Here is a 20,328-nt window from a genome sequence, read left to right as displayed (position 1 = left end):
GTCGGCGCCTGCGAAGCCGCGGGCGCGCGGCGGTCATACGGGCGCTTCTTGATCGCTTCGTGATGGTCCGTTCCACGGGGACTGGTCCCCGGAGGAGGCATGGGGCAAAAGCTGCGCCATTCGGGACCGCCGCCTCAATCTCACCGCGAATCCCGGCGAGGGGCGGGTTCGGTCCGTCCGGGAAGGCGGGATCCCGGGATCACAGGAAAGTCGTCCATGCGCATCGCGATGATCGGTTCCGGCTATGTCGGCCTCGTCTCCGGCACCTGCCTCGCGGATTTCGGCCATCAGGTTGTCTGCGTCGACAAGGACCCGGCCAAGATCGAGGCCCTGAACGCCGGCCGCATGCCGATCTACGAGCCCGGCCTCGACGCGCTGGTGGCCGAGAACGTCCAGCAGGGCCGCCTCAGCTTCACCACCGAGCTGAAGCCCGCGGTCGCGGCCGCCGACGCCGTGTTCATCGCGGTCGGCACGCCCTCCCGCCGCGGCGACGGCTTCGCCGACCTCTCCTTCGTGTTCGCGGCCGCGCGCGAGATCGCCGAGGCGGTCGACGGCTTCACGGTGGTGGTGACCAAATCGACCGTGCCGGTCGGCACCGGCGACGAGGTCGAGCGCATCATCCGGGAGATTCGGCCCGACGCCGAAGTTTCGGTCGCCTCCAATCCCGAATTCCTGCGCGAGGGCGCGGCGATCGGCGACTTCAAGCGCCCCGACCGCATCGTGGTCGGCGCCGAGGACGCGCGCGCCGAGGAGGTTCTGCGCGAGATCTACCGCCCGCTCTTCCTCAACCAGGCACCGATCCTCGTCACCGGCCGGCGCACGGCCGAGCTGACCAAGTACGCCGCCAACGCGTTCCTCGCCACCAAGATCACTTTCATCAACGAGATCGCCGACCTCTGCGAGCAGGTCGGCGCCGACGTGCAGCAGGTCGCCCGCGGCATCGGGCTCGACAACCGCATCGGCGCGAAGTTCCTGCACGCAGGGCCCGGCTACGGCGGCTCCTGCTTCCCGAAGGACACCTTGGCGCTGGTGAAGACCGCGCAGGACGCGGGCACGCCTGTGCGTCTCGTCGAGACGGTGGTGGCGGTCAACGATCAACGCAAGCGTGCCATGGCCCGCAAGGTGGTGCTGGCCTGCGGCGGCTCGGTGCGCGGTAAGACGATCGCGGTGCTGGGCCTGACCTTCAAGCCGAACACCGACGACATGCGCGATGCGCCCGCGCTCTCGATCATCACCGGCCTGCAGGACGCGGGGGCGCAGGTGCGCGCCTACGACCCGGAGGGCATGGAGGCGGCCAAGCCCCTGCTCCGGGACGTCGCCTACGCGCGCGACGCCTACGACTGCGCCGAGGGCGCCGATGCCCTGGTGATCGTCACCGAGTGGAACGCCTTCCGGGCCCTCGATCTCGCCCGCCTGGCGCAGGTCATGGCGGGCCGTGTCCTGGTGGATCTGCGCAACGTGTACGATCACGCGAGCGTGCAGCGGCACGGGTTCCACTACGTCAGCATCGGCCGTCCCGGCAGCGGGGAGGCCTGAGGTCCGCCTTACCGCCGTCCCATGCCGCCACGGCATGGGGCCAATACCGAAGCGGGGCTGTTCCGGAACGCGACTGCATATGGCGACACGTCATCGGTCGATGACGCGTGACCGCGACGAGACCTTCGGCATCGACAGCCCTGCATCCGGATCGACGCAAGTCGAACCGCACCCGCTATCGAACATCCGGCCCGCGGGGCCATAGGCAGTGCGGCCGAATTAAGGCAACGATGCTGCGGCAGCGCAACAAACCCGATCGTCTGACTGCGCTTTGTCAATGCCATAGGCCAAGAATGGCTGCATAGCGTCTGATGAATACATGCCACAGCCCGGTGCAATCGGGCAACAGCCCACATCGTCCCAGCTCTCGCCGGTTTGCCTCCGCATTGGAGCCATACTAAGGGATCAAGGGAATGCCCCGTGGCCGGCGGACGAATCGGCTCCCGTAACGAGCGTGTGCGAACCGAACGTGACTCAACGTACAGATATCGCCATCGTCGGTCGTGCCTGCCGCCTGCCTGGCGCTTCGAGCGTCGATGGCCTCTGGCAGCTTCTGACCGAGCCGCGCTGCGCGGTGAGCCGCGTTCCCGACGACCGCTGGTCGCTCGACCGCTTCGGCCACCCGCGCGCGCAGGAGCGCGGCAAGAGCTACACCTGGGCGGCGGGCGTGCTCGACGACGTCTGGTCGTTCGACCCGGCGGTGTTCGGCATCTCGCCGCGCGAGGCCGAGCAGATGGACCCGCAGCAGCGCCTGCTGCTGGAGCTGACCTGGGAAGCGCTGGAGGATGCGGGGCTTCGTCCCTCCGCGGTCGCCGGCTCGCAGATCGGTGTGTTCGTCGGCGCCTCATCGCTCGATTACGGCAACCTGCGCATCCTCGACGCCTCGTCGGGCGACGCCTACGCGGCCACCGGCAACACGCTCTCGATCCTCTCGAACCGCATCTCCTACATCTTCGACCTGAAGGGTCCGAGCTTCACGGTCGACACCGCCTGCTCGTCCTCGCTCGTCGCGCTCGACAACGCCGTGCAGGCGATCCAGTCCGGCCGCATCGACACGGCGGTCGTGGCGGGCGTGAACGTGCTGGCGAGCCCGTTCAACTTCATCTGCTTCTCGAACGCGCAGATGCTCTCGCGCACCGGCCTGTGCCAGGCCTTCTCGGCCAATGCCGACGGCTACGTTCGCTCGGAGGGCGGCGTCGTCCTCGTACTGCAATCGGCCGAGGCCGCCATGCGCGCCGAGGCGACCGTGCGCGGCCGCATCGTGGCCTCGGGCGTGAACTCGGACGGGCGCACCACCGGCATCTCGCTGCCCTCCGGCTACGCCCAGGGCGCGCTCCTTGAGAAGGTCTACCGCGAAGCCGAGATCGACCTCGATCGGATCGCCTTCGTCGAGGCGCACGGCACCGGCACGCCGGTCGGCGACCCGATCGAGGCCTCGGCCATCGGCAACAAGCTCGGGCGCTCGCGCAAGGCGCCGCTGCCGATCGGCTCGATCAAGACCAATATCGGCCATACCGAGCCGACCTCGGGCCTCGCCGGCCTGCTCAAGGCGAGCCTCGCGCTGGAACACGACCTCGTCCCGGCCTCGCTCCACTCGGCCGAGCTCAACCCCGACATCCCGTTCGGCGAGCTGAACCTCGACGTGGTGCGGGAAGCCCGCGCGATCCCGCGCGGGCCGACCGAGCGCTTCGCGGGCGTCAACTCCTTCGGCTTCGGCGGCACCAACGCCCACGTCGTGCTCAGCGACGCGGAGCCGACGGCGCGCGTCGCGATGGCGGGTCCAGCGGACCAGGGCCCCGAAGTGCTGCTGCTCTCGGCCCAGAGCCGCGCGGCGCTGAATGACCTCGCGCTCGACTACGCCGAGCGCTTCGCGCAGGCCGACGCCGCGGAGACGAGGCGGATCGCCGCTGGCGCGGCCCACCGCCGCGAGCGCCTGAACGCGCGCCTCGCGATCCCGCTCGACGGCCGGACCGACGTCGCCGCGACGCTGCGGGCCGTCGGCGAGGGCGAGGGCGAGGACGCGGCCGACGCCGTGACCGGCACCGCGATCGACCGCGCCGCGGAGGTCGCCTTCATCTATTCGGGCAACGGCAGCCAGTGGGCGGGCATGGGTCGCGAGGCCTACGCCGAGAACGCCACGTTCCGCGCCGCCTTCGACCGCATCGACGCCCTGTTCGAGCCCTACGCCAAGTGGTCGCTCAAGGAGGCTCTCGAGGCCGCGGATCTGGACGCGCGCCTCGCGCTCACCAGCGTATCGCAGCCGCTGATCTTCGCGATCCAGAGCGCCTCGACCACGGCGCTCCGCGCCCGTGGCCTGAACCCGGCCTACGTGCTCGGCCACAGCGTCGGCGAGATCGCCGCGGCCGAGGCCGCCGGCATCCTCAGCCTCGAACAGGCCGTGCGGGTGATCTTCTACCGCAGCCACCACCAGGAGACGACGCGCGGCCAGGGCACCATGGCGGTGCTGCTGATGCCCGTCGAGGAGGTGCCGGGCGCGCTGAAGGACTTCCCCGCCCTCGACATCGCCGCCTACAACAGCCCGAAGGCCGTCACGGTCGCGGGGCCGGTCGCCGATATCGACGCGGCGCTGAAGGCCCTCTCGCGCAAGCGCCGCCGCGGGCGCAAGCTCGACCTCGACTACCCCTTCCACGGCCGGATCATGGATCCGACCGAGAAGCCGCTGCTGCGCGACCTCGCCGGGCTCAAGCCTTCCGCGGGCACCACCCGCATGGTCTCGACCGTCACCGGCAAGATCCTGGCGGGCGAGGAATTCGGTGCGACCTACTGGTGGCGCAACATCCGCGAGCCGGTCCGCTTCTGCGACGCGGTGCAGGAGGCGACCCGCCAGGGCGCCCGCATCTTCGTCGAGGTCGGCCCGCGCGCGACCCTGATGTCCCATGTCGGCGACGCGATCGAGCCGCTCGGCATCGACAACGCCGTGGTCGGCGTGATGCACCGCAAGGAGGCCGGCGGCGATCCGATCGCCAAGGCGGTCAGCGCCGCCCTGGTGCAGGGCGCGGCAGTCGACGAGGCCCTGCTGTTCGGAGCCGCCCCGAAGGGCGCGATCAGCCTGCCGACCTATCCCTGGCAGCGCCGCTCCTTCCGGCTGGCCGAGACGACGGAGAGCGTCGGCGCGACCTCCGCGCGGCACTACCACCCGCTGATCGGCTCGCGCACGGCGCCGGACGGCCTGGAGTGGAACGGCTTCGTCGACACCGTGACGGTGCCGGAGCTCGACGACCACCGCATCGAGGGCCAGGCGATCATGCCGGGCGCCGGCTTCGTCGAGATGGCGCTGGCCTGCGCCCGCGAGGCCCTGCGCAGCGACGAGATCGTGCTCGCGGATTTCGAGATCCACGCGCCGATGGTGTTCAACGAGGAGGCGCTGCGCGAGGTCGCGGTGCGCCTCTCGGGCTCGGGCAACGGCATCCAGGTGCTGAGCCGTCCGCGCCTCGCCCAGACGCCCTGGCAGCTCCACGCCTCCGCCAAGGTGGTCGAGGGCCATTTCTCCCCGGCCGTCGCCCCCGACGTCGAGATGCCCGAGGACCGCGCGGTCACCGGCGAGGCGCTCTACGCCCAGGCGCTCGCCGCCGGCCTCGGCTTCGGCCCGAGCTTCCGGCAGGTCGCGCTCTCGGCGCGGCTCGATGATCAGACCATCGTCTCCGACCTCGTCCCGGCCGAGGCGGATGCCCGCTACGGCCTCGTGCCGGCGCGGCTCGATGCCTGCTTCCACGGCCTGATCCTGCTCTTCGCGGATCTCCTCGGCGAGAACGCCGGCAAGGCCTACATCCCGGTCCGCTTCGGCGAGATCCGCCTCGTGCGGCCCGGCGTCGCGATTGCCCGCGCGGTGATCCGCACCCGCCGCTGCAACGAGCGCAGCATCCTGGCCGACTTCACGGTCCTCGACACGGACGGTGCCGTCGTCGCCACCATCCGCGAGGGCCGGTTCCAGGCGCTGCGCGCCAAGGGCGGCGACGATCTGGCCGCCTACGCCATCACCCAGACCACCGAGCTCGCCACCGAGCCGACCGCCGTGCCCATGGACCGGCGCCCGACGATCGCCGTGCGCCTGAAGCCCGCGGTCGAGGCCGCGAAGGCGCAGGCCGATGCCGGCCTCTCGCCGGGCCACCTGCTGCTGGAGGGCTGGGCGACCTCCCTCGCCTACCGTCTGGCCTCCGGCCTCGCCGAGGGCGGCCGGGTCGCGGCCGACGCCCGGGTACCGGCCGAGCTGCGCCCGTGGCTCGTTAACGCGCTGCTGGCGCTCGAGAGCAGCGGTCTGGCCGAGCAGGCCGGCGCCGCCTGGACGCTCAACGACGGCTCGGCGCTGCCCGCGCCCGACGAGATCGTGCGCTGGATCGCGGCCGACCATCCGGAGCTCTCGGCCGAGCTGGTGCTCGTCGCCGATGTCGGCGCCCTGGTCGAGCGTCTGCTCGCCGGGCAGCTGACCGACGCCCCGACCCTGCCGCAGAACGCGCTCGACGCCTTCACCCTGCGCAGCGCCACCGCGCGCCACGCGGCGGACGTGGTGGCCCGCATCGTCGAGGCGGCGCGCGAGCGCCTGCCGAAGGACCGGGCGCTGCGCATCCTCCAGGCCGGCTTCGGCCCGCTCTCGGCCCAAGTCGCGACCTTCGCGGACGAGGTGGAAGCGCGGCTCACCGTGTTCGACACCGACCGACGCCTCGCCGAGCGCGCCCGCCTCGCCCTGCCGCGCGGCGTCACCGTGGCCGAGACCGCCGACGAACTGTCGGCGGCGGCCTTCGACCTTGTGCTGACGAGCGGCGCCCTCCACCGCGGCGAGCGCGAGCTGCCCCGCCAGCTCGCCGACGCTCTCGCCACCGGCGGCCTCATGATCGCGGTGGAGCCCGGCGCCTCGCTGTTCCGCGACCTCGTCTTCGGCCTCACCCCGAGCTGGTTCGAGGCGGGCGTGGGCGACCTCCCGGTGGGTCGCCTCGACGACATCGCGGGGTGGCAGCGCAGCTTGAGCGCCACCGGCCTCGTCAGCGTCTCGGCGGAGCGCGCGGCCTCGGCCAACGGCGACGACTTGCTCCTCATCGCCGAGGCGCCGGCCCGTCCGGCCCCGGCCCCGGCCCAGACCTTCGCCTTCGTGATCGGCTCGGACGACGAGTTCGCGGCCGAGACTGCCTCCTCGCTCGCGACGCTGCTCGTCGCCAGCGGCGTCCACGTCTCGATCATCCTCGATTCCGACGCCTCGCTGATGGAGCTGGAGCGGGAGACCCCCGACACGGTGGTGTTCCTGGCCGGCGCCTTCACCCGCGGCGGCGAGGCGGCCGAACGCCTGCGCGACCGCTGCCTCAGCCTGAAGCGCTGCATCGAGCATCTGGGTAGCCGCCAGACCCGGCTCTGGGTTGTCGCGCCCGGCGCCACCCGCGAGCGCGGCGGACAGGCGACCAACGTCGAGGCCGGCGTCTGGGCCTTCTCGCGCACGCTCGCCAACGAGGTGCAGAACCTCGACGTGCGCCGCATCGATCTGGCGCCCGAGATGTCCTCGAAGCGTGCCTCCGAGCGCCTGCGCGACCTCATCCTGTCGGGCACGCCCGAGACGGAGATCGTGCTGGACGAGGACCGCACGCAGGTCGTGCGCTTCCATCCGGGCGCCGCGCGTCGTCGTGCGGCGGATGCCGTGCCGGCCGAGGCCGCGCGCCTGGAGCGCAGCAACACCGGCGGCCTCAACGAGATGGTCTGGGGCCCGGCCGAGCGCCGCAAGCCCGGCCCCGGCGAGGTCGAGATCGCCGTCGAGGCCACGGGCCTCAACTTCCGCGACGTGCTCTGGGCGCTCTCGATGCTCCCGGAGGAGATCCTCGAGGACGGCTTCGCGGGTCCGCGGCTGGGCCTCGAATGCGCCGGCCGCGTCGCCGCGGTGGGCGCGGGCGTCTCGACGTTCAAGGTCGGCGACCCGGTCGTGGCCTTTGCCCAGTCGGGCTTCGCCACCCACATCGTGGTGCCCGACCTCGTGGTGGCGCCCGCCCCCGAGGGGCTCGACCCGATGGCGGCCGCGACCGTGCCGGTCGCCTTCCTCACCGCCTATTACGGCCTCGTCTCGCTCGCCCGCCTGCGACGCGGCGAGTGGGTGCTGGTCCATGGCGGCGCGGGCGGCGTCGGTCTCGCGGCGCTGCAGATCGCCAAGCTGAAGGGCGCCCGCGTCATCGCGACGGCGGGCTCGCGTGAGAAGCGGGCGCTGGTGAAGGCGCTCGGCGCCGAGCACGTGCTCGATTCCCGCTCGCTCGCCTTCGTGGACGAGATCCGGGCAATCACGGGCTCGGGCGTCGACGTGGTGCTGAACAGCCTGTTCGGCGAGGCGATGGAGCGCTCGCTCAACGCGCTCAAGCCGTTCGGCCGCTTCGTGGAGCTGGGCAAGCGCGACTACGTCGCCAACACCCATATCGGCCTGCGCCCGTTCCGCCGGAACCTCTCCTATTTCGGCGTCGATCTCGATCAGGTGCTCCAGCACCAGGGCGAGGACGGGGCGCGGCTGTTCCGCGAGGTGATGGCTCTGTTCGGCGAGGGCGGCTTGAAGCCCCTGCCCTTCCAGCCCTTCACGGCGGAGGAGACCTCCGACGCCTTCCGGCTGATGCAGCAATCCGGCCATATCGGGAAGATCGTGATCAGCCCGCCGAAGCCCGGCCGGGTCCCGGCCGAGCAGCGCTCGAGCTTCGCGATCGCGCCCAAGGGCGTGCACCTCGTCACCGGCGGCCTCGGCGGCTTCGGCCTGGAGGCGGCGCGCTGGCTCGCGGATCGCGGCGCCAAGCACATCGTGCTCTGCGGCCGCAAGGGCGCGGCGAGCGAGGAAGCGAAGGCGGCGGTCACCGAGCTCGCTGCCCGCGGCGTCACGGTCGAGGCTCCGGCGGTGGACATCACCAGCCGGGCCGCGGTCGATCGCCTGATCGCGGGCATCGAGGCCAAGGGCGGCCGTCTCGCGGGCGTGATCCACGCCGCGGCCGTGCTGCAGGACGGCCTGATCGCCAACATCGACGCGGCCAATCTCGACGCGGTGATCGGCCCGAAGGTGATCGGCGCCCAGCACCTCGACGCGGCGACCCGCGACCGTCAGCTCGACTACTTCGTGGTCTTCTCCTCGGCCACGACCTTCATCGGCAACCCGGGCCAGGGCGCCTACGTCGCCGCCAACGGCTTCATGGAGGGGCTCGCCCGCCAGCGCCGCCGCCGGGGCCTGCCGGCGCTCGCCGTCGCCTGGGGCGCGATCGGCGATGTCGGCATGCTCGCCCGCAACAAGGCGGTGATGGAGACGCTGTCGTCGCGCGTCGGCGTCACGCCAATGGAGGCGCGCCGCTGCCTCGACCTGATGGAAGAGGCGCTGCAGGCCCAGGGCCAGAGCCCGGACGAGGCGGTCGTCGCCATCGCGGCGATGCACTGGGGCAAGGCGCGCGAGCGTCTCGCCACCCTCAAGTCGCCGAGCTACAGCGACCTCGGCTCCGACCAGCAGGCGGAGGCCGGCACCGTCGCGACGATCAACATCGCGGCCCTCCTCAAGGGCGGCGACCTCGACACGGTCCGCAAGACCGTGGCCGACGCGATCGTCGAGGACATCGCCCGCATCCTGCGCCTGCCGAAGGACGACATCAGCCGCGTGCGCCAGCTCTCCGAGATCGGCCTCGACTCGCTGATGGGCGTCGAGCTCGGTGCCAGCCTGCAGGAGCGCTTCGGCCTCGATTCGCCGCCGGCCGGCCTGTCGTCGGGCCTCACCGTGAACGAGCTGTCCGAGACCTTAATTCAGGCGGTTTCGGCGCCTATGGATGAGGCTGCCGGCGTCGCGCTCAGCCTCGCCTCGAAGCATGTCGGCAGCGAGGTCGACGCGGCCGCGATCGCGCCCTTCCAGGACCTCGTCGAGCAGAACAGTCGCGAGATCAAAGAGATCCTTCCATGAGCAATCCGAAGCCGGACGGGGGGCGCGCCGCTCTGGCAGGCTTTGTGACGAACCGGCTGGGGCGCACGCCGCCCCGGCCGCAACCGGTTCGGGCTGCCGAGCCCGCCCAGGATCCCTCCGTCCTCAGCTTCGAATCGCTGCCGGGCTACCGGGAGCTGAAGCTGCAGCGCTCGGCCGCCGACCTGATCGGGCTGGGCAACCCCTTCTTCCACGTCCACGAGACGAAGGCCGGTGCCACGACGCGCATCGCGGGTCGGCCCTTCGTCAACTTCTCGTCCTACGACTATCTCGGCCTGAACGGGCACCCGGCGGTGACCGCGGCGGCCAAGGCCGCGATTGACGCCTTCGGCACCTCGTCCTCGGCGAGCCGCGTCGTCGCCGGCGAGCGCCCGGGCCATATCAGCCTCGAGAAGGCGCTGGCCGCCCATTACCGCACCGACGCCTGCGTCGCGATGGTGAGCGGGCACGCCACCAACGTGACCACCATCGGCGCGCTGCTCGATGCCGGCGACGTGATCTACCACGACGCGCTCAGCCACAACTCGATCGTCACGGGGGCGCAGCTCTCCGGCGCGCAGCGGCGCTCCTTCGCCCACAACGACCTCGACGCCCTGGAGACCCTGCTGCAGGCGACGCGCCACGAGCACCGGCGGGCGCTCATCGTGGTCGAGGGCCTCTACAGCATGGACGGCGACGCGCCGGACATCGCCGGCCTGATCGCCCTGAAGCAGCGCTACAACGCGTGGCTGATGGTTGATGAGGCCCACGTCCTCGGCGTCCTCGGCCGGACCGGGGCCGGACTGTTCGAGCATGCCGGGATCGACCCGACCAGCGTCGATATCTGGATGGGCACCTTCTCGAAGACGCTCTCCGGCTGCGGCGGCTACATCTGCGGCCCGGCGGCGCTGATCGAGTACCTGAAGTGCACGGCCGGCGGCTTCGTCTACAGCGTCGGCATGTCGCCGCCGCTCGCCGCCGCGGCCGAGGCTGCCCTTGCGGTGATGCAGGCCGAGCCGGAGCGGGTCGAGCGCCTGCGCCGGAACGGCCGACTCTTCCTCGACTGCGCCAAGAAGCACGGGCTCGACACCGGCTTCAGCTTAGGTCTCGCGGTGATACCGGTGATCGTGGGCGACTCGCTGAAGTCGGTGACGCTCTCGGATCGCCTCTACAAGCGCGGCATCAACGTGCAGCCGATCATCCACCCGGCCGTGCCGGAGCGGGCCTCGCGGCTGCGCTTCTTCATGACCTCGGAGCATACGGCCGAGCAGATCCGCGACACCGTCTCGGCGGTGGCGGAGGAACTCGCCGCGATCGAGCAGGGCGGCTCGCTGATCGAGCAGTTGCTGGCCAAGCGCGTCTGACACCGGCGACTGTGCGTCCCGGACGCGGCCGCACCGTTCCGCGCGCGTGCGTGAATGCCTAAGACGCGCGCGATTGCTTCCGATCAATCCTCTTTGCCCGAGGTGCATCCCCTCCCCCCTCTGCGGGGGAGTGGGGCCGGCCGTAAGGCCGGGTCGGTCGGGACCAGGTCCCGCAGAGAGGGGTGCGACGGTGCAGGTAAGGGCTACGCCCTTCACGCGCTCAGGCGGCCTTACCGGAAACCCGGGCTCCCCTCTCTACTGGACTTTGTCCCGACCGACCCGCTTCGCGGGCCACCCTCCCCCGCAGAGGGGGGAGGTAGAGCGTTGAGAGTATCCGCACCTGCTGCGTGAAGTCGGAAGACCGCGGGGGAGGCTCGCCGCGACGCTTCGGCCGCGGGTGTGGGAGAGCCTGACGGCCCTCCCCCACTCACCTCACATGCCGCGGTTGGCGCCCGGGACGATGCTGGTGCCGGAGCCGCTGCCGAAGGGCTCGTAGCGGGTCAGGCCGCGGAAGAGCTGGCTGAGGAAGGCCCGGTCCTGGCCGCTCGTCGGCGTGGTGCGCTCGATGAAGTCGAACACCTTTCCGTCCTGCAGGCCGTAGAGGGCCACGCGCTCCACCTTGAAGGCGGGGGTGAAGTACACCGCCGTCACCTTCTGGTCGTCCACGCGCTCGCCGAGGAACATCACCGTGCGGCTGGTGTTCTGCGAGATGTAGTACCAGGACTTGTTGCCGACCGTGGACACCGTCGAGGGCGTGCCCAGAGTCTGGAGCACCTGCTCGGCGCTCATGCCGGGCTTCACCGCGGCGAGCGCGGCTTGGTCGAGCTGGTAGCCGTGGCGGATTTCCTCGCCGATGCAGCCCGAGAGGGCGACGCCGAGACCACTGATGAGGGCGGCACGCGCCAGTGACGAGACGAGACGGCGCCGCATCGGCCCCCCTTGCAGTCGCTGTGTTGGAAGGCGTGCGCGCGCCCGGAAAAACGGCGCCCGCCACGCTTGCACCTTGACGGTGGGTTGCCGTACCGCGGGGTTATGGCTTTGACAAGGCAAGCTCGGCCACACGGCCGGGGAGAAGCCGGCCGGCACCGGCGAGGACGTGAGATGATCGCCCGATTCTTCCGCCGCGGGGACGCCCGGCGGCGCCTGATCGAGACGCTGCACCTGCGCATCAACGAGGCCTCGCGCGCGCCGGCACTCTATACGGACCTCGGCGTGCCCGACACCGTCGAGGGCCGGTTCGAGGCGCTGTGCCTGCACGTCATCCTCGTGCTGCGCCGGATGCGGGCGCTGCCCGACCCCGCCGCGGACGTGGCGCAGGACCTCGTCAACGCGGTGTTCCTCCAGCTCGATGCAGCGCTCCGCGAACTCGGCGTTGGCGATTTCGGCGTGCCCAAGCGCATGAAGAAGCTCGGTGCCGCCTTCTACGGCCGGGCGGAGGGCTACGACGCGGCCCTCGACGCGGACGACATGGCGGCTTTGCGCGCCGCGCTCGCCCGCAACGTCCTCGGCCAGGACGGCGCGGTGCACGCCGACGCGGAGGCGGCCGGGCTCGCGGCCTATGTGCGGGCGGCGGCGCAAGCGCTGGAGGGAAGCGACCTCGACGGGCTGCTGGAGACCGGGCCGCGCTTCCCCGAGCCGGCAGCCTTCAGGAATGCAGGAGTGAGCGTATGATGCACACGGACAAGGCCGGCCCGCTCTCGCGGGTGGTGAACGTCGACCGCTTGCCGCAGGGGCGCGGCAGCGTCACCGTCGAGGCGAGCCCCGCGGAAGCCGAGGCGCTGGCCCGGGACTTCAAGATCCCGGCGATCCGCGACCTCGTTGGCCGCTTCGACATCGCGGGCTCGCTGAACCGTCTGCGGGTGACCGGCACGGTCGAGGCCCAGGTGACCCAGGTCTGCAGCGTGACGCTTGAGCCGTTCGAGTCCAAGGTGAGCGAGCCCGTAGAGGTCGAGTTCACCGACACCGATCAGCTCGCCGGGACGGATGCGGAGGACGCCGACGTGCCGGACCCGATCGTCGGCGGGCGCCTGGATTTCGGCGCGCTGACCGCCGAGTTCCTAGCACTCGGCCTCGACCCTTACCCGCGCAAGCCCGGCGTCAGCTTCGAGCCGGTCCAGGCCGGCGAGGATCCGAACCCCTTCGCGGCCCTGCAGCAACTGCGCGACGAGAAGAGGTGAGGCTGCGGGGGCTGCAACCGGGACCCCGCAGAAATCGTTTGCCCGGCGGGGCTGGATCGCTATTTTCCGGCGCGCCGGGCAAGGCTCGCCGCGTCGGCCGATGGCGGGAGGGACCCGCCGCCGGAGCGGTCGCGCGTCGCCCGCTCCACACCCGCTTACGTCCGCGCGAACGGCCAGGCCCAACGCCTCGTCCGACGCCGCTGCAAAGGCCGCGATCGCCAGAGACCATGTCAGAACGCGTGCGCATCTCGCTCGACGCCATGGGCGGCGATCACGGGCCGTCGACGGTCGTGCCGGGCGCAGCCATCGCCCGCGAGCGGCATCCCGAGACCAGCTTCATCATGTTCGGCGACGAGGCCGTGGTCGGCCCGCTGATCGAGGCCGAGCCGCGGCTGAAGGGCGCGGTCGAGCTGCGCCACACCACGGTGGCGATCGCGATGGACGACAAGCCGAGCCAGGCCGTGCGCCAGGGCCGGGGCAAGTCCTCGATGTGGCGCGCCATCCAGGCGGTGCGCGACGGCGAGGCGGATGCCGCCGTCTCGGCCGGCAACACCGGCGCGCTCATGGCGATGTCGAAGATCTGCCTGAAGACCATGGCGGGCATCGAGCGTCCGGCCATCGCCTGCCTCTGGCCAACGATCCGCGGCGAGAGCGTGGTGCTCGATGTCGGCGCCACCATCGGGACGGATGCCGAGCACCTCGTCGAGATGGCCGTGATGGGTTCGGCCATGGCCCGCATCGTGTTCGACCTGGAGCGCCCGACGGTCGGCCTGCTCAATGTCGGCACCGAGGAGATGAAGGGCAACGAGGCCGTGAAGGAGGCTGCCCGCCTGCTGCGCGAGCACGATGCTGCCAACTTTTCGTATCATGGCTTCGTCGAGGGCACGGATCTCGGCCGCGGCACCGTCGACGTGGTGGTGACGGAGGGCTTCACCGGCAACATCGCGCTCAAGACCGCCGAGGGCACCGCCAAGCAGATCTCCAGCTACCTGCGCGCGGCGATGACCCGCACGCTCTCGGCCAAGATCGGCGCGTTCTTCGCCCGTCAGGCCTTCCGGGCGCTGAAGGACAAGATGAACCCGAGCCGGGCCAACGGCGGCGTGTTCCTCGGCCTTGAGGGCATCGTCATCAAGAGCCACGGCTCGGAGAACGCGGCGGGCTTCGCCTCGGCGGTGGATCTCGCCCACGACATGGCCCGCCACGACCTGATGCGGACGATCCGCGACATGCTCGACGAGACGCCGACCACGATGGCGCGGGTGTAGGGGACGCAGACGACAGCGGCCCGCCGGAGCGGCGAGCCCGGACGCGCGAGGCCGCACCCCGTCGGAACCGGGTACGGAACCGGACGCGTTCCGATGGATGAGGGATGGGGCGCGGCGGGCCGGACGGTCCGGGCGCTCCGGGAAGGAACACGATGAAAAGCCTGCGTTCCGTCGTGCTCGGCACCGGATCGAGCCTGCCCGCCCGGGTGGTGACCAATGCCGAGCTCACGGAGCGGGTCGACACCTCGGACGAATGGATCGTCCAGCGCACCGGCATCCGGCAGCGCTATCTCGCGGGCCCGGAGGAGACCACCTCGGTCCTCGGTACCCGCGCGGCGCAGGCCGCGCTCGACGATGCCGGGCTGAGCGCCGACGACATCGACCTCGTGATCTGCGCGACCTCGACGCCCGACCACACCTTCCCCTCCACCGCGACCCAGATCCAGGCGGCGCTCGGCATCCGGCAGGGCGCGGCCTTCGACCTGCAGGCGGTCTGTGCCGGCTTCGTCTTCGCGGTGACCACCGCCGACAAGTTCCTGACGACGGGCGGGGCGCGACGCGCCCTCGTGATCGGCGCCGAGACCTTCTCGCGCATCGTCGACTGGGAGGACCGCACCACCTGCGTGCTCTTCGGCGACGGCGCCGGTGCCATCGTGCTGGAGGCCCGCGAGGCCGAAGCCGCGGAAGGGCGCGGCGTGCTCGCCTCCAGCCTGCGCTCGGACGGGCGCCACCGGGAGAAGCTCTACGTCGATGGCGGTCCGGGCTCGACCGGCACGACCGGGCACCTGCGCATGGAGGGCCGCGAGGTCTTCCGTTTCGCGGTGGGCTCCGTCACCGACGTGATCGTGGACGCGCTGGAGCGCGCCGGCGCGACGGCGGGCGACCTCGACTGGTTCGTGCCCCATCAGGCCAACCGCCGCATCATCGAGGCCTCGGCCGACAAGATCGGGATCGCGCGCGACAAGATCGTCCTCACGGTCGACCGGCACGGCAACACCTCGGCCGCCTCGATACCGCTGGCCCTCGACGTCGCTCGCCGCGACGGACGCATCCGGGAGGGCGATCTCGTGATGATCGAGGCGATCGGCGGCGGTTTCAGCTGGGGCGCCGCGCTGATCCGCTGGTAGCGGCCGGAGATTTCCGCGGGTCATGCGCGGGCGCGCGGTTGACCCCGGCCGGAGCGCCGATTAGCGTGCCGCATCATAGAGATACGTCGTAAACGGCTGTATCCCGACAATCTCCAAGGGGGTGAAGCATGACGGGTAAGACGGTCACACGCGCCGATCTGAGCGAGGCCGTCTACCAGCAGGTCGGGCTGTCCCGCGCCGAGTCCGCGGCGCTCGTCGAGACTGTCCTGTCCGAGATCTGCACCTGTCTCGCCGAGGGCGAGACCGTGAAGCTCTCCTCGTTCGGCTCCTTCGTAGTGCGCAGCAAGGGCCGCCGGGTCGGGCGCAACCCGAAGACCGGGGTCGAGGTCGAGATCGAGCCCCGGCAGGTGATGGTGTTCAAGCCCTCGAACGTGCTGAAGGCCCGCATCAACGGCGCGCAGGTCGTGAACGGCGCCGACGAATCGGACGACGACTAGAGCGCTCTCCGCCGAAGTGGAGGCCGGTTCGGCGCAAGAGCGCGCGTGACAACCAGGTCTAGAGCCGTCCGGGGGCCCGCCTCAGCAGCCCCGGCAGATTGAGCCCAGCGTCGAGCGCATCTTGCTGTCCCACGCCTTGTTGCGGGCCTCGGCGGCCTGCTGCGCTTTGAGCATCGCGGCCTCGTTGATCGGCTTCATGGGCGCGCCCGCGACGGCACCGGGCGGCTTCGTCTGACCCGTGGCCGTGAGGCTGCGGGCCGTGCCCGACTGCGCGAGGGCCGGCGCTGCGCCGAGGGCCAGGGCCAGCGCGAGGGCCGCGCGGGGCACGGAACGGCACGTGATACGGCGCATGGACGAGGTCTCCCATGGCCCGCGCGGGGCCTTGTTCTTGGCACGCAGGTTCCTTGGCACGCAGGATCGAACGCGCGCCGGTCGGGATTATGACAGCACTGCCGTGCGTGGGAAGGCGACAAAAGGGGATGCCCGTGAGACCTGACCGGCCCGGACCAGCGACGGACCGGCGCACGCGCGTCGCGGAGGCGCTCCGGCGCCTCGCCCCGCGCCTGCCCGACTTCGAGGTGGAGGCCACACTCGACCGGGCGCTCCTGAGCCCCGGCCTGCGCAAAGCCGCCCCCGAAACCGCGGCCAGGCTCGCCCTGGTGACCTATGCCCGCCACGTCTTCACCGAGTACGACGACCTCCTGGCCGACGGCTACGACCGCGACAGCGCCCGGCATTTCGTGCTCGACGCGCTGAACGCCGTACTGACCGGCTGGGGGGCGGCGCCCATTCCCGAGGATGCACCGGATGCGGGCGAGGATCCTGCCGAATCGTGAGGTGCCCTGCCGTGCGAGCCTGCTACAGGATCCCCGCCGCTCCGGCGCAGGTAAGGAAACGGGTGCCATGAAGATCAGTGCGCGCAACGTGCTCAAGGGCAAGATCGTCTCGGTCGAGAAGGGCGCCACCACCGCGCATGTGAAGATCGAGGTCGCGCCCGGTCAGGTCGTCACCGCGGCGATCACCAACGATTCCGTCGACGCGCTGAAGCTCACGGTCGGCTCGGACGCCTACGCGGTGGTGAAGGCCTCCGACGTCATGGTGGCGGTGGACTGAGGGCAAGCGGGGATTGCCCGCGCGGCGCGTTGCGACGGGGCGTGCCGCGCGGGTAGAAGGAACGCCCCAAGGCATGCCCCGGACAATCCACCGATGAAGATCCTCGGCATCGAGACCACCTGCGACGAGACCGCGGCCGCCATCGTCGCGCACGACGAGGAGGGCGGCGCGTCCATCCTCGCCAACGAGGTGCTGAGCCAGATCGCCGAGCACGCCGCCTACGGGGGGGTCGTGCCGGAGATCGCCGCGCGCGCCCATGTCGAGGTGCTCGACAGGCTGATCGACCGCGCCCTCGACCGGGCCGGCCTCGGCCTCGACGATCTGGACGGCATCGCGGTGGCGGCCGGGCCCGGCCTGATCGGCGGCGTGCTGATCGGCCTCGTCACGGCCAAGACGCTCGCCCTCGTCACCCGCAAGCCGCTGCTGGCGGTCAACCACCTGGAGGCGCACGCGCTGACCGCCCGCCTCACGGACGGGCTCGCCTTCCCCTACCTACTGCTGCTGGCCTCGGGCGGCCACACCCAGCTCGTCGCCGTGAAGGGCGTCGGCCAGTACGTGCGCCTCGGCGGCACCATCGACGACGCCATCGGCGAGGCCTTCGACAAGGTCGCCAAGCTCCTGGGCCTCGGCTACCCGGGCGGCCCCGAGGTCGAGCGCATGGCGGAAGCCGGCGACCCGGAGCGCTTCGGCCTGCCCCGCCCCATGCTCGGGCGGCGCGAGGCGGATTTCTCGCTCTCCGGCCTGAAGACGGCGCTCCGCATCGAGGCCGAGCGAATCGCACCGCTGGCCGAGCGCGACGTCGCCGACCTTTGCGCCAGCTTCCAGGCTGCGATCACCGACGTGGTGGTGGACCGGGCGCGCGTGGCTTTGCGCGCCTTCTCGGGCGTGGCCGGCCACCCGACGGCCCTGGTGGCGGCGGGCGGCGTCTCGGCCAACGGCGCCATCCGCCGCGCGCTCGCGTCGCTTGCCGGCGAGGCCGGCCTCGCCTTCGTGGCGCCCCCGCTCCAGCTCTGCGGCGACAACGGCGCGATGATTGCCTGGGCTGGCCTCGAGCGCCTGCGCCTCGGGCTGACCGACGATCTCACGGTGCCGGCCCGCGCCCGTTGGCCCTTCGCGGAGAAACCCGGCAGCGCCGCGGTCATCGTGTGAGGGCGCCCCGCCTCGTTCTGCCGCGCGGCAATCTTCTGGACCTTCGTGTCGCGGCACCGGCCACCGCACCGACAGCCGCGCCCGCCTCCGATCCCCAGGCGCGCTGGCGCGACCTCGTCGACCGGCGCCTGCCGGAGGCCGCCCGCGCGCGTCCGGACTGGCCGGCGCGTCTCGACCAGTGCTTCGCCCGCATCCTGCTCGACAATGCCTGCGGCGGCCCCTGGCGCGAGAGCGTGGGGGCACCGGCCTGGGCCAACCTGCCGCCGGAGCGGCTCGGGCTGGCGATCGAGCTCGGCGAGGCTGTCCTCGCGGGCCGCGCGGATCTCGATCTCCTGAACCGCCGCTCCCTGCTCTGGCGCGGCAGGGGCCGGGCGCCGGCGGCGCCCGACCGGCTCGTTGCGTCGGGCGGCCTCCTGTTGCGGCGCTGGCAGAGGGGCGACGACGCGCCCTTCGCGGACCTCAACGCCGACCCGGCCGTGATGGCGCATTTCCCGAGCCTGCGAAGCCGTGCCGAGAGCCTGAACGAGGCGCGCGCTTTCGACAGGCGCTTCGCGGCGGACGGGTTCGGCCCCTGGGCGGTCGAGGAGGCGGGCCGCTTCGTCGGCTTCGTCGGGGCGCTTCGGATGATGCGACCGATGCCGTTCCCGGGCGGCGAGCGGCCGGGCGCAGGCGTCGAGATCGGCTGGCGTCTCGCCCGCACCGCCTGGGGCCGGGGCATCGCCACGCGCGGTGCCCGCGCGGTGCTCGCCGACCTGTTCGAGCGCTGCGGGGTGCCGGCGGTGGTGGCCTACACGGCGGAGGGCAACGGCGCCTCGCGGCGGGTGATGGAACGGCTGGGCATGCGCCCGGATGGGACCTTCGCCCACCCCGCCATTCCGGCGGATCATCCCCTGAGCCGCCATATCCTGTACCGCATGGACGCGCGGGATCTCCGCGAACCGGACCTGCCCGGAGGAAGCGCATGAGCCAGAACGGATCGGTCGCGGTGATCGGCGGCGGCGCCTGGGGCACGGCGCTCGCCAACGCGGTGGCGGGCCGCCATCCCGTGACGCTGTGGCTGCGCGACCCGGAGGCCGCCGCCCGGATCGAGCGGGGCCGCGAGAACGCCCGCTACCTGCCGGGCGTGCCGCTTCACCCCGGCATCCGGGCGACCGCGGATGCGGGCGCCCTCGCCGCGGCCGGCACGGTACTCCTCGTCACCCCGGCCCAGACCGCCCGCGCGGTGATCGGACAGCTCAAGTCCCACCTGCCGCCGGGCGCGCCCATCGTGCTCTGCGCGAAGGGCATCGAGCGCGGTACGGACGCTTTCATGAGCGCGGTCGCGGCCGAGGCGCTGCCCGTCGGCACGCCGGTCGCGGTGCTCTCCGGTCCGAGCTTCGCGGCGGACGTCGCCCGCAACCTGCCGACCGCCGTGACGCTCGCGGCGGCCGAGGCCGGGCTCGCGGCCGACCTCGCGCACCGTCTCTCCGGACCGACCTTGCGCCTCTACCACACCGATGATGTCCGCGGCGTCGAGATCGGCGGCGCCGGCAAGAACGTGCTGGCGATCGCCTGCGGGATCGTGGCGGGCAGCGGCCTCGGCGAGAGCGCGCGCGCCGCGCTGATCGCCCGGGCCTTCGCGGAGCTGATGCGCTTCGCCCGTCTCTACGGCGGCAGGCCCGAGACGCTGATGGGCCTGTCGGGCCTCGGCGACCTCGTGCTTACGGCCTCCTCGCCGCAATCGCGCAACTTCGCCTTCGGCGAGCGGCTGGGCGCGGGTGCGACCCCGGAGGCCGCGGCCGGCGGCAAGCTCGCCGAGGGGGCCTTCACGGCGGCGGCCCTGGTGGCGCTCGCCCGGGCGCAGGGCCTTGAGATGCCGATCGCCGAGGCGGTCGCCGACATCGTGGCGGGCGCGGCGCGTGTCGACGCGGTGGTGGCGCGCCTGATGGCGCGCCCGCTCAAGGGCGAGGTGGAGTAGGCCCCAGTCCGAGCCTCGCTTCGCCGCTGTGGCCCCCTCTACGCCGTGCGGGCAGAGGGAGAGCCGCTCAGCGCTGGCGACGGGCGACGCTGACTACGTTGGACGCGCGCGCCTTGCGCTCGGGCAGGACCTCGTTGACCTTGGCAACGATCGCGGCGGCGTCGAGGCCGGCCTCGGCGTACATCCGGTCGGGCGTGTCGTGGTCCTGGTAGGTGTCCGGCAGCGTCAGCGTGCGCACCCGCACCCGCATCGCGTCCAGAACACCCCGCTCCGACAGCAGAT

General features: G+C 71.8%; 15 protein-coding genes and 1 pseudogene. 13 read left to right on the top strand and 3 right to left on the bottom strand.

The window, feature by feature from the left end; all coding sequences use genetic code 11:
* Positions 1 to 216 precede the first annotated feature (216 nt).
* The 3 genes from MFF54_RS21875 to MFF54_RS21865 all read left to right on the top strand — a co-directional run bounded on the left by MFF54_RS21875 (position 217) and on the right by MFF54_RS21865 (position 10,800).
* Entirely contained in the window at positions 217 to 1,536 is a 1,320-nt protein-coding gene (locus tag MFF54_RS21875) for a UDP-glucose dehydrogenase family protein (protein WP_238306375.1), read from the top strand.
* A 469-nt stretch (positions 1,537 to 2,005) separates the two neighbouring features.
* Positions 2,006 to 9,439 carry a type I polyketide synthase gene (locus MFF54_RS21870; protein ID WP_238306374.1) on the top strand — a complete coding sequence of 2,478 codons (7,434 nt, stop codon included), beginning with the start codon at positions 2,006 to 2,008 and terminating at the stop codon, positions 9,437 to 9,439.
* Positions 9,436 to 10,800, top strand: coding sequence for an aminotransferase class I/II-fold pyridoxal phosphate-dependent enzyme (locus MFF54_RS21865; protein ID WP_238306373.1), 1,365 nt, complete (start codon positions 9,436 to 9,438; stop codon positions 10,798 to 10,800). Before MFF54_RS21870 ends, MFF54_RS21865 begins: the two co-directional genes overlap by 4 nt.
* A gap of 432 nt (positions 10,801 to 11,232) precedes the next feature.
* Here the strand turns inward: MFF54_RS21865 and MFF54_RS21860 are convergent, their stop codons facing one another.
* Positions 11,233 to 11,730 carry an outer membrane protein assembly factor BamE gene (locus MFF54_RS21860; RefSeq protein ID WP_238306372.1) on the bottom strand — a complete coding sequence of 166 codons (498 nt, stop codon included), beginning with the start codon at positions 11,728 to 11,730 and terminating at the stop codon, positions 11,233 to 11,235.
* Between the two features lie 171 nt (positions 11,731 to 11,901).
* Between MFF54_RS21860 and MFF54_RS21855 the strand changes: the two genes are divergently transcribed.
* From MFF54_RS21855 to MFF54_RS21835, 5 genes are all read left to right on the top strand, one after another.
* The gene (locus MFF54_RS21855) at positions 11,902 to 12,471 is read left to right on the top strand and encodes a ubiquinol-cytochrome C chaperone family protein (protein ID WP_238306371.1); all 570 of its coding nucleotides are present in this window, start codon (positions 11,902 to 11,904) and stop codon (positions 12,469 to 12,471) included.
* Positions 12,471 to 12,977: a YceD family protein gene (locus MFF54_RS21850; RefSeq protein ID WP_238306406.1), complete on the top strand. Its 507-nt coding sequence runs from the start codon at positions 12,471 to 12,473 to the stop codon at positions 12,975 to 12,977. Before MFF54_RS21855 ends, MFF54_RS21850 begins: the two co-directional genes overlap by 1 nt.
* A 227-nt stretch (positions 12,978 to 13,204) precedes the next feature.
* Positions 13,205 to 14,242: a phosphate acyltransferase PlsX gene (gene plsX, locus MFF54_RS21845; protein ID WP_238306370.1), complete on the top strand. Its 1,038-nt coding sequence runs from the start codon at positions 13,205 to 13,207 to the stop codon at positions 14,240 to 14,242.
* 152 nt (positions 14,243 to 14,394) lie between these two features.
* Positions 14,395 to 15,369 (top strand): beta-ketoacyl-ACP synthase III, encoded by a 975-nt coding sequence (locus MFF54_RS21840; RefSeq protein WP_238306369.1) that lies wholly within the window; start codon positions 14,395 to 14,397, stop codon positions 15,367 to 15,369.
* Between the two features lie 128 nt (positions 15,370 to 15,497).
* The gene (locus MFF54_RS21835) at positions 15,498 to 15,827 is read left to right on the top strand and encodes an integration host factor subunit alpha (protein ID WP_238306368.1); all 330 of its coding nucleotides are present in this window, start codon (positions 15,498 to 15,500) and stop codon (positions 15,825 to 15,827) included.
* An 81-nt stretch (positions 15,828 to 15,908) separates the two neighbouring features.
* Here MFF54_RS21835 and MFF54_RS21830 read toward each other — a convergent pair whose 3' ends face one another.
* Positions 15,909 to 16,178 (bottom strand): hypothetical protein, encoded by a 270-nt coding sequence (locus tag MFF54_RS21830; RefSeq protein ID WP_238306367.1) that lies wholly within the window; start codon positions 16,176 to 16,178, stop codon positions 15,909 to 15,911.
* Between the two features lie 128 nt (positions 16,179 to 16,306).
* Between MFF54_RS21830 and MFF54_RS21825 the strand changes: the two genes are divergently transcribed.
* The 5 genes from MFF54_RS21825 (at position 16,307) to MFF54_RS21805 (ending at position 20,046) form a co-directional block, all read left to right on the top strand.
* Positions 16,307 to 16,663, top strand: coding sequence for a DUF2293 domain-containing protein (locus MFF54_RS21825; RefSeq protein WP_238306366.1), 357 nt, complete (start codon positions 16,307 to 16,309; stop codon positions 16,661 to 16,663).
* Positions 16,664 to 16,730: 67 nt separating this feature from the next.
* Positions 16,731 to 16,940 (top strand): TOBE domain-containing protein, encoded by a 210-nt coding sequence (locus MFF54_RS21820; RefSeq protein ID WP_238306365.1) that lies wholly within the window; start codon positions 16,731 to 16,733, stop codon positions 16,938 to 16,940.
* Between the two features lie 93 nt (positions 16,941 to 17,033).
* Complete coding sequence (gene tsaD, locus MFF54_RS21815) at positions 17,034 to 18,089, top strand: tRNA (adenosine(37)-N6)-threonylcarbamoyltransferase complex transferase subunit TsaD (RefSeq protein ID WP_238306364.1); 1,056 nt, start codon at positions 17,034 to 17,036, stop codon at positions 18,087 to 18,089.
* Positions 18,090 to 18,124: 35 nt separating this feature from the next.
* The gene (locus MFF54_RS21810) at positions 18,125 to 19,054 is read left to right on the top strand and encodes a GNAT family N-acetyltransferase (protein WP_370880326.1); all 930 of its coding nucleotides are present in this window, start codon (positions 18,125 to 18,127) and stop codon (positions 19,052 to 19,054) included.
* Entirely contained in the window at positions 19,051 to 20,046 is a 996-nt protein-coding gene (locus tag MFF54_RS21805; protein WP_238306363.1) for an NAD(P)H-dependent glycerol-3-phosphate dehydrogenase, read from the top strand. Before MFF54_RS21810 ends, MFF54_RS21805 begins: the two co-directional genes overlap by 4 nt.
* Before the next feature lie 67 nt (positions 20,047 to 20,113).
* Here MFF54_RS21805 and MFF54_RS21800 read toward each other — a convergent pair.
* Positions 20,114 to 20,328: pseudogene (locus MFF54_RS21800) on the bottom strand (1-deoxy-D-xylulose-5-phosphate synthase); the annotation flags it as partial.

The organism is Methylobacterium gregans (assembly GCF_022179245.1).
GTDB classification, from domain to species: domain Bacteria; phylum Pseudomonadota; class Alphaproteobacteria; order Rhizobiales; family Beijerinckiaceae; genus Methylobacterium; species Methylobacterium gregans.
The sequence above is the reverse complement of the archived record's forward strand: the minus strand, read 5'-3'. Positions and strand labels throughout refer to the sequence as shown.

Bases quoted from the DNA above. Each gene is read 5' to 3' on its own strand.
- MFF54_RS21875 (WP_238306375.1), top strand. From the start codon at position 217: ATGCGCATCGCGATGATCGGTTCCGGCTATGTCGGCCTCGTCTCCGGC.
- MFF54_RS21865 (WP_238306373.1), top strand. From the start codon at position 9,436: ATGAGCAATCCGAAGCCGGACGGGGGGCGCGCCGCTCTGGCAGGCTTT.
- MFF54_RS21860 (WP_238306372.1), bottom strand. From the start codon at position 11,730: ATGCGGCGCCGTCTCGTCTCGTCACTGGCGCGTGCCGCCCTCATCAGT.
- MFF54_RS21855 (WP_238306371.1), top strand. From the start codon at position 11,902: ATGATCGCCCGATTCTTCCGCCGCGGGGACGCCCGGCGGCGCCTGATC.
- MFF54_RS21850 (WP_238306406.1), top strand. From the start codon at position 12,471: ATGCACACGGACAAGGCCGGCCCGCTCTCGCGGGTGGTGAACGTCGAC.
- plsX (WP_238306370.1), top strand. From the start codon at position 13,205: ATGTCAGAACGCGTGCGCATCTCGCTCGACGCCATGGGCGGCGATCAC.
- MFF54_RS21840 (WP_238306369.1), top strand. From the start codon at position 14,395: ATGAAAAGCCTGCGTTCCGTCGTGCTCGGCACCGGATCGAGCCTGCCC.
- MFF54_RS21835 (WP_238306368.1), top strand. From the start codon at position 15,498: ATGACGGGTAAGACGGTCACACGCGCCGATCTGAGCGAGGCCGTCTAC.
- MFF54_RS21830 (WP_238306367.1), bottom strand. From the start codon at position 16,178: ATGCGCCGTATCACGTGCCGTTCCGTGCCCCGCGCGGCCCTCGCGCTG.
- MFF54_RS21825 (WP_238306366.1), top strand. From the start codon at position 16,307: ATGCCCGTGAGACCTGACCGGCCCGGACCAGCGACGGACCGGCGCACG.
- MFF54_RS21820 (WP_238306365.1), top strand. From the start codon at position 16,731: ATGAAGATCAGTGCGCGCAACGTGCTCAAGGGCAAGATCGTCTCGGTC.
- tsaD (WP_238306364.1), top strand. From the start codon at position 17,034: ATGAAGATCCTCGGCATCGAGACCACCTGCGACGAGACCGCGGCCGCC.
- MFF54_RS21805 (WP_238306363.1), top strand. From the start codon at position 19,051: ATGAGCCAGAACGGATCGGTCGCGGTGATCGGCGGCGGCGCCTGGGGC.